At 65.3% G+C, this 16,318-nt stretch carries 3 protein-coding genes; all 3 read left to right on the top strand.

The annotated features are described in order from the left end of the window. The first annotated feature begins 65 nt into the window (after positions 1–65). Genes M1D99_RS13710 through M1D99_RS13700 form a run of 3 tightly spaced genes read left to right on the top strand, consistent with a single transcriptional unit; the run spans position 66 to position 15,740 of the window. Complete coding sequence (locus M1D99_RS13710) at positions 66–10,265, top strand: amino acid adenylation domain-containing protein (RefSeq protein WP_458132031.1); 10,200 nt, start codon at positions 66–68, stop codon at positions 10,263–10,265. Further along, the gene (locus tag M1D99_RS13705; RefSeq protein ID WP_458132030.1) at positions 10,262–14,092 is read left to right on the top strand and encodes a non-ribosomal peptide synthetase; all 3,831 of its coding nucleotides are present in this window, start codon (positions 10,262–10,264) and stop codon (positions 14,090–14,092) included. The genes M1D99_RS13710 and M1D99_RS13705 overlap by 4 nt, the downstream gene beginning before the upstream one ends. 1 nt (position 14,093) lies before the next feature. Further along, entirely contained in the window at positions 14,094–15,740 is a 1,647-nt protein-coding gene (locus M1D99_RS13700; RefSeq protein ID WP_434575898.1) for a cyclic peptide export ABC transporter, read from the top strand. Positions 15,741–16,318 lie beyond the last annotated feature (578 nt).

Here is a 16,318-nt window from a genome sequence, read left to right as displayed (position 1 = left end):
AGACCTGCGCGGCGCCTGGATCGACTCACTTGAGTTTTCAAGACTTTGAAATGGACCAAGCAAGCATGAACAACATCGAAGACATCTACTCCCTTTCGCCGACCCAGCACGGCCTGTTGTTCCACAGCGTCTATGAACCGGATTCGCGGGTCTATTACCAGCAATTGAGCCTGGACATGAACGGCCCGCTGCAACTGAGCGCGTTTCGCGGCGCCTGGCAGGCGCTGATGCAGCGCCACGCCGTGCTGCGCAGTGCATTTCTCTGGGAAGAACTGGACGATGCCTATCAGGTGGTGCAACAGGACGTGCCATTGCCCCTGACCGAACTGGACTGGCAAGACCGCGCCGAGCCCCAGGCCGCGCTGGAACAGTTGGCGCTGGAACAGCGGGCACAACCGCTGGAGCTGAACGACTCGCCACTGATGCGCGTATGCCTGGTGCGCCTGGCCCCCGAACGCTGGCATCTGATCTGGACCTTCCATCACATCCTCATGGACGGCTGGAGCGTCGGCATTGCCGTCCAGGAATGGCTGGCGCTGTACTACGAACACGCCCATGGCCGCCCCGCCGACCTGGCGCCGACCCGCCCTTACCGGGACTACATCGCCTGGCTGGCGGAACAGGACATGGCCGCCACCGAAGGCTTCTGGCGCGAGCAGTTGCAAGACGTGAGCGAACCAACGCCGCTGCCCACCTTCGCCGTACGCCAGCCGGCACCGGCAGGGGCACCCTTCGCCGAGCGGGAAAGCCTGCTAACGGCCAGCGAAACCGAGCAGTTGGCAAGCTTCGCCCGCCAGCACGACCTGACCATCAACACCTTGATCCAGGGCGCCTGGGCATTGCTGCTGGGCCAACACGCCGGGCGTGACGACGTGGTCTATGGCGTCACCGTCGCCGGTCGTCCGGAGAACCTGGCGGCGGTGGAAAGCACCGTCGGGCTGTTCATCAATACCCTGCCGCTGCGCGTGCAATGGGCCGACGCGCCGACGCTGGTGACCTGGTTGCAACATTTGCAGCAAGCCAACAGCGACCTGCGCCACCACGCCTACCTGCCGCTGGGCAAGCTCAAGTCGATGACGCGCATCGCCGCCGAACAGGCGCTGTTCGACTCGATCCTGGTGTTCGAGAATTTCCCGGTCACCGACGCGCTTAACCAGGACACCGGCGGCTTGAGCTTCAGTGCCCCGAGCAACGACCAGCAGGTCGACGGCATCACCCTTACCCAAGGCCGCAACCACTTCCCGTTGTCGCTGATCGTGGTACCAGACAAGCAACTGCACTACCTGATCAGCTACGACCGCAATCGCTTCAGCGATGCCGAGGTCGCGGTGTTGTCGGCACAGTTGCGCGCCATCCTGTTGGCGATGACGGCGCAAGCGCAGCGCCGGGTCAGCGAGCTGGAGTGGCTGAGCCCTGAAGAACGCCAGCAACTGCTCGCGCAGGGGCGCGGCGTGCAACTGCCGGTGCCTTCCGCATGCCTGCACCAGCGCTTCGAACAACAAGTGGCCGCCTACCCGGAACACTTGGCGGTCCGCGACCGTCAGGTCGCCCTGACCTACCGTGAACTGGACCAGCAGGCCAACCGCCTCAGCCAATACTTGCGCACCCAGGGCATCGGCCAGGACAGCGTCGTGGCACTGGCCCTGGAACGCAGCGCCGAATTCGTGATCGCCCTGCTGGCCACCCTCAAGGCTGGCGCCGCCTATCTGCCGCTGGACCTCAAGCAGCCCGCCGGGCGCCTGGCCGACGTGCTGGTGGACAGCCGCGCCGCGCTGCTGGTCGGCGCTGCCGCCTCGCCCCTGCTCAACGGCCTGGCCGAGCACACGCCGACGCTGTGGCTGGCGGAACAGGCCGACGCCATCGCCGCCCAGCCAGACACACCACCAACCGTGCCCCACAGTCCGACTGATGCCGCGTACGTGATCTACACCTCGGGCTCCACCGGCACCCCCAAGGGTGTGGTGGTCGAGCACCAGTCCATCGTCGATTACCTGACGGCGGTGCACGCGGTACTCAACCCGCCGCCGGCGGCCCGCTACGGCTTGCTGTCGAGCATCGCCGCCGACCTGGGCCACACCCAACTGTTCGGCGCCCTGTGCAGCGGCGCCAGCCTGTTGCTGGTGGATGAAGACAGCGGTTTCAGCCCCCTGGCACTGGCCGAACTCTTCGCCCAACACCCGGTGGATGTGCTGAAGATCACCCCGAGCCATCTGGCCGGCCTGTTGCAGGCGCTACCCGATGCGCGCCTGTTGCCGCGCGCCCTGCTGGTCTTCGGTGGCGACGCCCTCAGCCCGGCGCTGCTGGAGCAGGTCAACCGCCTGGCGCCAGGGCTGCGGGTGTTCAACCACTATGGGCCGAGCGAAGCGACAGTCGGGGCGATTGCCACCGAACTGCCTGCGGGCCTGCGCAGCATCGCCCTCGGCCGGCCATTGCCAAATCGTCAATTGCAAGTCGTGGACGCCAACGGTCGCCTGGTGCCCACCGGGGTGTCCGGTGAGCTGCTGATCAACGGCGCCCTGGCCCGGGGTTACCTGCACCGCCCGGACCTGACCGCCGAACGCTTCCACCTCGACGCGGACCAGCAACGCTGGTACCGCACCGGCGACCGCGTGCGCTGGCAAGTGGACGGCCAACTGGCGTTCCTCGGCCGGGTCGACAGCCAGGTCAAGATCCGTGGCAATCGCCTGGAGCTGGGCGAAGTCGAAGTGCAGATCAAGCGCCTGTCGCCGCTGATCGAACAGGCGCTGGTCCGCGCCGTGGAACTGGACGGCAGCCTGCGCCTGGTGGCTTACCTCGTCGCCAGCCAGTCGCTGTCCGCCACGAAACTGCGCAACGACCTGGGTGCGCGGGTGCCGGACTACATGGTGCCGACGCACTTCATCACCCTCGACGAACTGCCCCTCACCCGTAACGGCAAGGTCGATGTGCAGCGCTTGCCGCTCCCGCACAAACCCACGGACGACAGCGCCACCCACGTTGCCCCGCGCAATGAAGTCGAAGCGCAACTGGCCGCCATCTGGCAAGACGTCCTGAAGCTGGAACGTGTCGGCGTGCACGACAACTTCTTCGCCCTGGGCGGCGACTCGATCATCAACTTGCAGATCATTGCCCGCGCCAACCAGCAAGGGCTGAAACTCACGCCCCGCCAGCTCTTCGAGAACCGCACCATCGCCGACATCGCCCGCGTGCTGGGCGCCGATGCCAGCCAGGGCGTGGCGCACGAGAGTGCCGATGGCTATGAACTGCCGTTGGCCGCCGGACAACTCGCGCGCCTGCAACAAGGGCCACTGCACGCTACCTGGCGTTGCGTGTCGTTGACCCAGGCCATCGACAGCGAGCTGCTGACCCAGGCCATCAGCGCTTTGCAGCAACATCACCAGGCCCTGCGCCTGGCGCTCAAGGCCCTGCCGGAGGGCGAGTGGCAGCAACGGGTCCTGGTCGCAGCCAAGGCCCCGGTGATCGCCACCGAGAAACTGGTGACCTGCGCCCCGGCACACCTGCAAGCCCTGGCCCAGGCCGGTGTCGACGCGCTGGAACTGGAGGCTGGCCAAAGCCTGCATGCCAGTCTGCTGGAAGTGGACGGCAAACATTCGCTGCTACTGGCAGCACATCCGCTGTGCCTGGACGAAGCGTCCTGGTCGCTGCTGTTGACCGACCTCAACCTGGCCTTGGCGCAACTGCGTTATCAGCGGCCAGTGCGCCTGTCCTACGCCGGTGGCGACTTCACCCAGTGGACGCGGCACCAACTGGCCCATGCCCAGGGCGATGCCTTGGACGAGGCCTGGGAACATTGGCTGCAATACGCCGGCGTGGAACCGCTGCAACTGCCTGACAGCCAACAGCCGGCCAGCGTGAACGAACAAACCCTGCCAGCCGTCACCTCAGGCGAACTCAAGCGCCTGGGCGAAGTGCTGCAACTGGACTGGAACAGCCTGTTGGCCGCTGCCGTGGCCGAACAGTGCCGCGAGTCGTGCGGCGATGGCCTGGTCGCCCTGAGCGTGCACGCTGCGCGGCCGAGTGCCGAGCGCCTGCCGGTCGATGCGCCGATTGCCGTGGCCGACCTCGATCCGGCACGCATCATGGGCCCGTTGGCCCTGGCCGTGCCTTACTTCCTCCAGACCGAAGGCGACAGCCTGCTGCAACGCTTGCAGGCACTGGCCGCGCAGATCCGCGCCTACCCGCAACACGGCGTCGACTATGGCGCCTTGCGCTACCTGTCGGACAACACCTACCTGCAAGAACCGCTGCGCGACCTGCCCGCGGCATCGGTCGCCATCCGCTGGCTGGGCAACCTCGACAGCCACCGCGAAGAATGCGGCATCCTGGCCCAGGTCGAAGCCGCAAGCCCATTGACGACGCCGACTTGCCCGCTGGCCCTGGACGCCTGGTGGCAGGATGACTGCCTGCACGTACGCAGCCAAGGCACCCTCGCCGCCGACTGGGCACCACGCCTTGCACAACGCCTGGGCGAACTCGCCGGGCTGGCCAGCGCAGCCGACCTGCGTCCTGCCAGCCAAGCGTTCCCGCTGTGCCACAAGCAAGCGGCGACCCTGGCGGCCGAACCGCTGGACTGGCTGAACATCGAGGACGTCTACCCGCTGTCGTCGATGCAACAAGGCATGCTCCTGCACACCCTGCTGCAACCCCACAGCGGCATCTACCTGATGCAGCAACGCTACAGCTGGGACGGGGCCTTGCAGCGCCCGGCGATGGAAGCCGCGTGGCAACTGTTCCTCGAGCGCCATCCGATGATGCGCACCGCGTTCTGGTGGCAGGACGACCATGAGCCACTGCAATGTGTATATCGCCAAACCCACCGGGCGTTCGACTGGCAGGACTTGCGCCACCTCGACGAAGAGCAACAGCGCCTGGCGATGGACCAGGCCCTCGAAGCACAACGCCTGCAAGGTTTCGACATGGCCTGTGCGCCGTTGACCCACCTGCGGGTGTTCCAACTCGATGAGCGACGCTTCGCCGTGGTGCGCAGCTTCCACCACATCCTGACCGACGCCTGGTGCTTCGGCCTGCTGATGGAAGATCTGCTGGCGATCTACCAGGCCATCGTGCGCCAGGAGCCGGTGGCCCGCCCACGCCTGCGCTCGTTCCGCGGCTACATGAGCTGGTTGGAACGCCATGACATGGCTGCCGCCCACGCGTTCTGGCAAGCCGAAATGGCCGGTTTCAGCGAACCAACGCCACTGCATGTGGACAGTCCGGTGGCCCGCCCGGAGCAGGCACCGGAACAGGTCGGCGACTTCGACCAGACCCTGAGCATCGCCCAGACCCAGCGTCTGCAGCAGCTGTGCCAGCAATACCAACTGACACCCAACACTTGGATCCAGGGCGCCTGGGCGCTGTTGTTGTCGCGCTACAGTGGCAACCGCGACGTGCTGTTCGGCGTGACCGTCGCCGGCCGCCCGACCGACCTCGCCGGTGTAGAAGAAATGGTCGGGCTGTTCATCAACAGCCTGCCACTGCGCATCGATGTCGACCCGGATGCGCCCGTGGCCGACTGGCTGCAAGCGCTGCTGTCCCACAACGCGCAATTGCGCGAACACGAAAGCGCATCGTTGGTGGACATCCAGCGTTGCAGCCAAGTGCCGCGCGGCCAGCAGTTGTTCGACAGCCTGGTGGTGTTCGAGAACGCGCCGTTGGACATCAGCAGCGTGCAACTGGATGCCTTCAGCATCGACATCTATGAAGACCGCGTGCACACCAACTTCCCGATGACGGTGGTGTTGTACCCCGGCGACCGCCTGGGCATTCGCCTGTCCTACGACAGCCAGCGTTTCACCACGGACACCGTGCAACGCATGCTCGGGCACTTGGTGCAGTTGCTTTCGGGCATGCTCGAGACACCGCAGGCGCCCCTGGGCAGCTTGCACATGCTGCCCGAGGCCGAACGTCGGCAGTTGCAGATCGACTGCAACCGCAGCGACGTCGACTTCCCCCTGGAGCGCGGCTATGCGGCGCTGTTCGCCGAGCAAGTGCGCAGTCGCCCGCAACACCTGGCCGCCATCTGCCAGGGGCAATCGCTGACCTACACCGAACTCGACCGTCGCGCCAACGCCATCGCCCATGCGCTGCAAGCCGCCGGTGCCGGCCCGGAAACCCTGGTGGCGCTGTTCGCCGAGCGCGGCCTGGCGCTGCTGACGATGATGATCGCCACGCTCAAGGTCGGCGCGGCGTTCCAATCGCTGGATATCCAACAGCCCCACGCCCGCCTGGCGGAACTGCTGGACCTGGGTGAAGCGCCGCTGTTGCTGGTGTGCGAGCACGCAGCCTCGACACTGGACAATGTCCTGCCGCAAATGCGCAAGCAACCCACCTGCCTGATCGCCCAGGCGCTCTGGCAAGGCAACGAGCGGCCACCGGTCACCTACGCCCACACCCCCGAGCAACTGGCCTACGTGATTTTCACTTCGGGTTCCACCGGTACGCCAAAAGGCGTGATGGTCGAACAGCGAGGCATGCTCAACAACATGTTCGGCAAGGTCCCGAGCCTGGGCCTGGGTGAGCACGACCGGATTGCCCAGACCGCTTCGGCGGCGTTCGATATCAGCGTGTGGCAGTTCCTCGCCGCGCCGCTGTTCGGCGCCACCGTGCACATCCTGCCCGATGCCCAGGCCCACGACCCCGTGGCCCTGCTCGATGCTGTTGAAGAACATCAGCTGACCCTGCTGGAAACCGTGCCGGCGCTGATTCGCGGCATGCTCCAGGAAAGCCAGGCACACCACGCCCTGGCGAGCCTGCGCTGGCTCCTGCCCACCGGAGAGGCATTGCCACCGGCCCTGGCGCGGGACTGGTTCGCCCGCTTCCCGGCGATTGCGTTGATGAACGCCTACGGTCCCGCCGAGTGCTCGGACGACGTCGCCTTCTACCCCATCACCGAAGCGCCAGCCGACGACTGCCTGCACATGCCCATCGGCAAGCCGACCGCCAATAACCAGGTGTTCGTCCTCGATTCAGACCTGCGCATGGTTCCCATCGGCGTGCCGGGTGAGTTGTGCATCGGCGGTGTCGGCGTCGGTCGCGGCTACCTGCGCGATCCGCAACGCACCCGCGAAGCCTTTGTCCCGCACCCCTTCCAGGCCGATGCGCGCCTGTATCGCAGTGGTGATATCGGCCGGATGCGCGCCGATGGCGTGATCGAATACCTCGGCCGTCGCGACCAGCAAGTGAAGATCCGTGGCCACCGCATCGAACTGGGCGAAATCGAAAACCGCCTGATGCAGCACCCGGCAGTGGACAGCGCGGCGGTGCTGGCGCTGCCCGATGCCCGTGGCGCGTTGCAACTGGTGGCCTGGTACGTGCTCGACGAAGCGGCCGACCTGGGCGGCGAGTCCACGCAACAGGCCTTGAGCGCTTACCTGGGCCAGCAACTGGCAAGCTACATGGTCCCGGCTCGTTGGCTGGCCCTTGAGCAATTGCCACTGAACGCCAATGGCAAGGTCGACCGTCGAGCCCTCGCCGCCCTGGGCGTACCCCAGGACGAAACGGCGCAGGGGCAATCCATGGCACCGCGCACGCCGACCGAACAGGTCCTGGCCGAACTCTGGCAAGAGATTCTCGGCCTCGACAACGTGGGTGTGCACGACGACTTCTTCGCCATCGGCGGTCACTCATTGCTGGCCACCCAGGTGTTGTCGCGGATTCGTCGACGGTTGAACGTGAACCTGCCGCTGCGCACGCTGTTCGAGCGTGGCACCCTCGAGCAACTGGCCGACGCGGTGGATCGACAGCGCGACGCCCAGAGCGAGGCCGACGGCGACAGCGAAATTGCCCTGGCGCCGCGTAACCAGCCGTTGCCGCTGTCCTACAGCCAGCAACGGTTGTGGTTCCTGGATCGCTTCGAAGGCCCTAGCGCCGCCTACAACATGACCACCGCCGTCAGGCTGCGTGGCGCGCTGGACATCACGGCCCTGCAAGGAGCCTTGCAAGCGGTATTCGAACGCCATGAGTCCTTGCGCACCGCGTTCCACCTCCACGGCGACCAGCCTTGCCAGGTCATCAGCCCGGCGCCGATGGTCGACTTGACACCCACCGAGCTGAGTCACCTCGCCAGCGAGGAACAGGCGCAAACCCTGCAACGCCTGATCGATGAACAGGCCGGGCGTCCGTTCGATCTGCAACAGGCGCCGATGCTGCGCGCCAACCTGCTGCACTTGGGAAGCGACGATCACGTGCTGCAACTGGTGCTGCATCACATCGCCACGGACGCCTGGTCCATGGGCATCCTGATGCAGGAGTTGATCGTCGGCTACCAGGCCCGCACCAGCGGCTCGACGCCGGTGCTGCCAGTGTTGCCGATCCAGTTCGCCGACTATGCCTACTGGCAACGCAGCGAAACGCAACAGCGCCTGCTGGGCCGGGCCATCGATTACTGGCGTCGCCAGCTCGACGGCGCGCCCACGGTGATCCCGCTGCCGCTTGACCAGCCACGCCCGGCACGCCCCGACTATCAGGGCGCGGCCCTGGAGCAACGCTTCACCGCAGCCCAGACGCAGGTGCTCAAGGCCTATGCGCAGGATCAACGGGCGACGCTGTTCATGGTCCTGCTCAACGCCTTCAACAGCCTGTTGCAGCGGGCCACCGGGGCCAATGACTTTATCGTCGGCACCGACCTGGCCAACCGCGAACATCCGGCCCTGGAACACCTCATCGGGTTCTTCGTCAACGTGTTGCCGATCCGTGCCCGCCTGAGCGAAGGCGAAACCTTTGACGCCCGCCTGCAGCGCTTGCGCGAAGATTGCCTGTCGGCGTTCCAGCACCAGCAAGTGCCGTTCGACAAACTGGTCGAGGAACTGCAGCCGCCGCGTACGCCAGGGATCAATCCGCTGGTCCAGGTGTTGTTCGTCATGCAGAACACGCCCAGCGGCAATGCCAGCCTGCCGGACCTTGAGGTGGAACACCTGGTATCGCCCCAGGAGAGCAGCAAGTTCGACCTCGCCGTGTTTGTCGAAGAAGACGAGGAACAAGGGCTGAACGTGCGCTGGGTGTATCGCACCAGCGTGTTGCAAGAGCAGACCATCCAGCGCCTCGAACAAGGTTTCGAGCACCTGTTGGAGCAGCTCGTCGTGGCCCCGGCGCAAGCGCTGGACCAATGGTCGTGGCGCCTTGAGGGCGGCAATGCCAGCGCACCGTCCCAGTCTGAACCGTCGCTCGACGAGGCCTCGGCCCGCAGCGCGCGCAAGCAGTCGAAACTGAGCAAGCTCAAGCAGACCCGCGCAACCGCCGTGAGCCAGGTGGCCCACGAGCAGGTCCGTACCCGCACCCTCGACGCCGGGCAAGCCTTGCCGTTGGTGATCGAGCCGTTGCTCGGCGACCTGGACCCGGTGCACTGGGCGCTGCAAGCCCGGGAATGGATCAATGCCCAGTTGTTGACCCACGGTGGCCTGTTGTTCCGCGGTTTCAACCTGCCGGATGCCGCCGCTTTCGAGCAGTTCGCCCAGGCCATCGAACCCGACCTCTACGGGACCTACGGCGACCTGCCGAAGAACACTTCCGGCAAGAACATCTACCACTCCACGCCGTACCCGGAACAGCACATGATTCTCTTCCACAACGAGAGTTCCCATCTGCCGCAGTGGCCACGCAAGCAATGGTTCTACTGCGAGACACCGGCACCACGTGGCGGCTGCACGCCCATCGTCGATTGCCGGCAGGTGCTGGCGCGCCTGCCCGAAGACATTGTCGCTCGCTTCAAGGCCCTGGGCCTGCTGTACGTGCGGCACTTCACCGACAAGCTGGATGTGCGCTGGCAGGACTTCTTCAAGACCGAACAGCGCGAGGAGGTCGAGCGCCAATGCCTGGCATCGGGCATGCGCTGGGAGTGGCTGGGGGCCGACAACCTGCGGATCGCCCAGCATTGCCCGGCCATCGTCGCGCATCCCGAGACCGGGGAGCTGTCGTTCTTCAACCAAGTGCAACTGCACCACACCGCCTGCCTGGAGCCGGAAGTGCGCAGCAACCTGATCAGCCTGTTCGGTCCCGGGCACCTGCCCCGCAACGTCTACTACGGTGACGGCAGCGTGATCGAAGACGCGGTGATGCAGGTAATCGGCGCGGCCTATGAAGACTGCGCGGTACGTTTCAGTTGGCAAAAGGGTGACATGGTGATGCTGGACAACATGCTGGTGGCCCACGCTCGGGATCCCTTCGAGGGCGAGCGCAAGATCTGCGTCGCCATGGGCCAGATGATGCGTCGTGAACAATTGACCGGCGGCCTGCCCGAAGCACAGCCGACTGCGGAGGTGCAGGCATGAGCGCCTTCGAGAAACGTGAAGAAGCCTTCGCCCTCTCGCCCCAGCAACGCAGCCAGTGGTTGGCGGGGTTGCCCGCAGTGCGCCTGGAACTGGAAATAACCGGCCCGTTGGCCCTTGAGCGCCTGCGCCAACGGCTCGTCGCCCTGAGCGACTGCCATGAGGCCCTGCGCCTGCGGCTGCGGCCTGAGCCGGGCTTGCTGATGCCGTTGCAAGTGGTGGAATCCACCGTCATGGCCGCGGACGCCATCAGCGTCGAGGCGCACGCGGTCGGCGACGATCGCCACCGGGTGACGCTGCAACTGCCGGCGCTGAGCGCGGATCGCGGGACCCTGCTGCGCCTGGTGCAGGCATTGGCCTCGACGGATGCGCCGACGGTGGATGACGAGGCCATGACGTATACCCAGTACAGCGCCTGGCTCTACGAATTGCAGGCCGATGAAGACGCCGAGCCTGGCCGGCGTTTCTGGGCCAGCCAGGCCCTGGACGAGCCGGCCGCCGGCGAGTTGCTCTACCGCCAGGTACGCAGCGACCGCCCTGGCGCCCCGGTGACCACTCGCCTGAGCGCCGATCCACAGTTGAACGTGGCCCTCGACGGTTTTTGCCAACGTCACGACGCCTCGCCCGAGCAGGTCCTGATGACCGCCTGGGGCGTGCTGTTGCAACGCCTGAGCACCGGTGACAACCCGGCACTGATCTTGAACTGGGTCCACGATTGCCGCGACGACTATGAAGAACTCGCCGACTGCTGGGGCTTGTTCGCCAAGCCCCTGCCCCTGCGCTGGCAACCGGCGGCGGCTAGCCCGTTTGCCCAGGCGCTGGCAGAACTGCAAGCGCTTTGCGAACACGCGACGGAATGGCAGGAATATTGCGGCGTCAGCGCTGCACTGCCGGCCGAGGCTTCGCAGTACGGCTTCCAGTGGGGTGGTCAGTTGCCCGATCGACTCGACACCTTGGGCAGCCTGGCATCGACACTCACGGTGCTGGACGCCCAAGCTATCCCCGCGGGCATAGAACTGTTGCTGGTGGCCGAGACCAGCGCCGGCGGCTATCGCCTGAACCTCTGCCACCTGCCGGGCCGCTACAGCGAACAAGCCGCACGGGTCCTGCTGGAGCAGTTCCAATCGCTGCTGCTCGATGCCCTCGCCCACCCCGACAAACCCTTGGCCGAGCTGTCCTTGCAGGCGCCGAGCTTCACCGCGACGCTGGCCGCCCTGCAGGACGATGTCGCAACGTTGCCGTTTACCAGCGTGCCGGCCGATTTCGATGCCTGTGCCGCGCAGTTCCCCGAACACTTGGCCCTGCGCGACCACAACGGGCCACTGAGCTACGCCCAATTGCAGGCGCGCAGCAACCAACTGGCCCATTACCTGCGCGCCCAGGGCGTGGGGCGCGAAGATCGCGTGGCGTTGTACCTGGACCGCTCGACGCAGATGGTCCTGGCCATGCTCGCCGTGCTCAAGAGCGGCGCGGCATTCGTTCCCCTGGATGTGCATCAGCCGGCGCAACGCTCCCTGGCGATCCTGCAACAGGCCCAGCCGGTCTTCGTCCTTAGCGGTTCGGCCGGCAGCGCCCCCGCGTTGCCCGGCATCGGCAGCCTCGACCTGAGTGATGAAGCGACTTGGCAGCAAGCGCCTGCCACGGCAATCAACGCCGGAGTCCAAGGCCAGGACGCGGCCTATGTGCTGTTCACTTCCGGCAGCACCGGCACGCCCAAAGGCGTGATCGTCGAGCATCGGCAGCTCGCCAGCTATGTCGCCAGCGTGTCCCGGCGCCTGGCCCTGGGAGTGGGCGAACGCAGTGCGGTGGTCACTTCCCTGGCCGCCGACCTGGGCTACACGTTGCTGTTTCCGGCGCTGCTCAGCGGCGGCGAATTGCACCTGCTGGACAAGGAAACGGCGATGGACGCCCAAGCCTGGGCAGCCTGGCAGGCGCAGTACCCGATCGACCACCTGAAGGTCGTGCCGTCGTTGCTCGACGCCTGGTTGATTCACGCTCAGAGCGCTGCGGTGTTGCCGCGCAAGCAATTGATTCTCGGTGGCGAAAGCTGCTCGCGGCGCCTGCTGCAAAGCATTCGCAGCCTCGCGCCGGCGCTGACAGTCTTGAACCATTACGGCCCGACCGAAACCACCGTGGGGGTGGTGATGCACAAAGCCGAACCGGCCATGGACTATCGCCGCCTGCCCCTGAGCGACCGCCTCGACGGCATGCGCCTGTACCTGCTCGACGAGCAGCAAGCGCCGGCCGCTCCCGGGCAGAGCGCCGAGCTGTATATCGCCGGCCCGCAACTGGCTCGCGGGTACTTGGACGCACAACAAAATGCCGGACGTTTCATCGAACTGGCCCAACGGCCAGGTGAACGCCTCTATCGCACCGGCGACATGGCCCGCTATCGCCATGACGGCAGCCTGGAGATCACCGGGCGCGCCGACCGCCAAGTGAAAATCCGTGGTTTCCGCGTGGAGCTCGATGAGATCCAGGCACAACTGGCCGGCCTTCCCGGCGTGGCCCAGGCCGCGGTCGAATGCATCCCCCGGGGCGAGCTCGGCCAGCAACTGTTCGCCTTCATGACCCTGACACCTGGGCATTCGACCACGGTCGCGCGGCTGCATGGCCAGGCCCAGGATTGCTTGCCGGACTACATGCTGCCGACCCTGCGGATCGTCGAGGCATTACCGCTGATGGGCAACGGCAAGCTCGACCGCAAGACCTTGCAGCAATGGGCCGACAAAGTGCTGGACACCGTCGGCAGCGCCTTGCCGCGCACACCGCTGGAAGCCCTGCTCGCCGAGGTCTGGGCACAGGTGCTGGGCCTGGAACGGGTGGGCATCGACGACGACTTCTTCGAGCTGGGCGGCCACTCCCTGGCGGCGGTGACGCTTGCCAGCCGCTTGCAGACCGCGCTGTCGGCACCGGTGACGGTCAATGCGGTGTTCAACGCCCCGAGCGTCTCGGCATTTGCCGCACTGGTGCAGGCCGAACTCAAGCTTTCGCCGCTGGTGCGGTTGTCGGCGCCCAACGCCGTTGAAGCCGCCAATCTGTTCTGCTTCCACCCCTCCACCGGCCACGTGCAGGATTACCGCACGCTGCTGACGCCGCTGGCGGCCTGGCACCTGTGGGGCTTGCAGGCGGCGTACCTGACCGACGACAGCACGACGCTGGGCGGCGATATCGAAAGCCTCGCCGCGTGCTACGTCGAGCACCTGCGCCAACAGCAACCCCAGGGGCCTTATCACCTGCTGGGGTTCTCCCTCGGCGGCCTGCTGGCGATTGCCGCGGCCGCGCGCCTGGAAAGCCAGGGCGAAGAAGTGGCGTTTCTCGGTATCATCGACTCCCAATACCAGCATCAAGCGCCGGAAGACAGTGTCGAAGCGCTGCTGGAATCAGCTTCCCAAGCGCTGACGCTGGACAGCCAGGCCGTGTTACGCCAGTTGCCAACGCCGATCATGACCGCGTTGCTGGCGCAACTGGACGCCCTGCCCCCAGCGGCACGCTTGCCGGAACTGGTCCAGTGGGCACGGCAACAAGGCCTGCAACTCGATGGCGACAGTTGGGAGCACCTGCAGACGCGTCTAAACTACCAGCAGCATACGCAGCACCTGCTGGCCACGTTCAAGCCCGTACGGTTGAGCTGCCCGGTGCATGTCTGGTGGGCCAGCGATACCCTGGCCCAGGCTGAGTTCGCCGACCCGCACTGGGAAAACCTCAGCAGTGGGCCGTTGACCCGCGAGGTCATCGCAGCGCAACACCTGACCATCCTTGAGCAACGCGCCCTGCACGAACAATTGGCGGCGCACCTCACGGCCATTGCTACACACGGAGCGGTTTGAAATGGATCTGTTGTTACTCATGGCTAAACGCTCCTGGCGCGCACTGCTGGTGGCGACCCTCACGGGTCTGACCTGCGGCCTCGCGGCAGCCGGCCTGATCGCCAACATCAACCACAGCCTGGAGGTGTTCGATACGCTGCGCCCGGTGGATGGCCTGCTCTTCGCCGGCCTGGTGGTGTTGGTCGCGGTGTCGCGGATCATCTCCGACATCAGCCTGCTGCGCCTGGGCCAGGCGGCGGTCAACGACATGCGCCTGCACCTGAGCGCCAAGCTGATCGACACGCCCTACGCGCAATTGCAGCGCCTGGGCAAGCATCGCCTGCTGGCGATGCTCACCGACGATACGCAAACCATCAGCCAGGCCGTGGAGCTGGTGCCGATCCTGCTGGTCAACGTCGGGATCATCGCCGCGTGCCTCGCCTACCTGGGCTGGCTCAGCATGCCGCTGCTCGGCCTGACACTGCTGCTGATCGCCTTGGGCAGCCTGAGCTTTCACTGGCCGCAACGCCGGGCCCTGACCTCGATCTCCCGTGCTCGTGAGCTCAAGGACCAGTTGTTCAATCAATACCGCCTGCTCACCGATGGCAGCAAGGAACTGCAACTCAACCATCCGCGCCGGCAGCACTTCTTCACCCGGCTGCTGATACCGGTGAGCCAGCAATACCGCCGCGATTTTGTCCGGGGCATGAGCATCTATGCCCTGGTCCTGAACTGGGGCAATGCCGTGTTCTACCTGCTGATCGGCGTGGTGTTGTTCGCCGCGCCGCATTTCATCGACCTGAGCGCGAGCCTGGTCACTGGCTATATCCTGGCGATCCTCTACATGATCACGCCATTGTCGGAACTGATGCATGCCTTGCCGACCCTCGGCCGGGCCAGCGTGGCCCTGAACAAGATCCGCGCCCTGGAAGGCGAGATGCAAACCGCCGACGAGACCCTCGACACGATCTCGCCGACCCAGGTCCGCAGCCTGGTGTGCCGCCAGGTCACCCACACCTACTACCGCGAGCGCGAGGACGGGCACTTCACCCTGGGCCCCATCGACCTCACCCTCAATGCCGGCGAAGTGGTGTTCATCACCGGCGGCAACGGCAGCGGCAAGACCACCCTGGCCTTGTTGCTGACCGGGCTGTACCGACCGGAAAGCGGTGAGATCATGCTCGACGAGCAAGTGTCCTCGAGCAATGACAACCACCATTACCGGCAGCACTTCTCGGCGATCTTCACCGACTTCTGCCTGTTCGAGAACCTGTTCGATGGCGACGATCCGCACTTGGTGAAACAGGCGCAGGACTACCTGGTCCACCTGCAACTGGACCATAAGGTGCAAATCGAGGAAGGCAAGCTGACCACGCTGGCGCTGTCCACCGGGCAACGCAAGCGCCTGGCGCTGCTCAGCGCCTATCTGGACGACCGCCCTTGCTATCTGTTCGACGAATGGGCCGCCGACCAGGACCCGGTGTTCAAGCACTTTTTCTACACCCGGATCCTGCCGGACCTGCGCGAGCGCGGCAAACTGCTGATTGTCATTTCCCATGACGACGCCTACTTCGGCCTGGCCGACCGGTTGATCCGCATCGAACACGGTAAGCTCAGCGAAGTTACCCCACAGTCTGATGCCGCGCCCTTGGCCGAAATGCTGTCTTGAGCAAACCCTGAATACTGTAGGTAATGCTGTTCACTCAGGAAAAACGGCGCTTGTTTCAGAAATGAAAAGCGCCGTTTTTTTTGAAAAATCTACGCGCCTTTTTCCAGACGGGCTTGGTGAGTCCGCGTTTCCCCTGTGGGAGCGGGCCTGCTCGCGAAAGCGGTGGCTCAGTTTGCGGTGATGTTGGATGTGCCGGCCTCATCGCGAGCAAGCCCGCTCCCACAGTGGTTCTGTGTCGGACATGAATTTTGTGTTCACCACAGATCCAGTATGGGAGCGAGCCTGCTCGCGAAAGCGGTGGCTCAGTTTGCGGTGATGTTGGATGTGCCGGCCTCATCGCGAGCAAGCCCGCTCCCACAGTGGTTCTGTGTCGGACATGAATTTTGTGTTCACCACAGATCCAGTGTGGGAGCGAGCCTGCTCGCGAAAGCGGTGGCTCAGTTTGCGGTGATGTTGGATGTGCCACCGCTATCGCGAGCAAGCTCGCTCCCACAGTGGTCCTGTGTCGGACATGAATTTTGTGTTCACCACAGATCCAGTATGGGAGCGAGCCTGCTCGCGAAAGCGGTGGCTCAGTT

The organism is Pseudomonas sp. R3-41 (genome assembly GCF_054161485.1).
The sequence above is the reverse complement of the archived record's forward strand: the minus strand, read 5'-3'. Positions and strand labels throughout refer to the sequence as shown.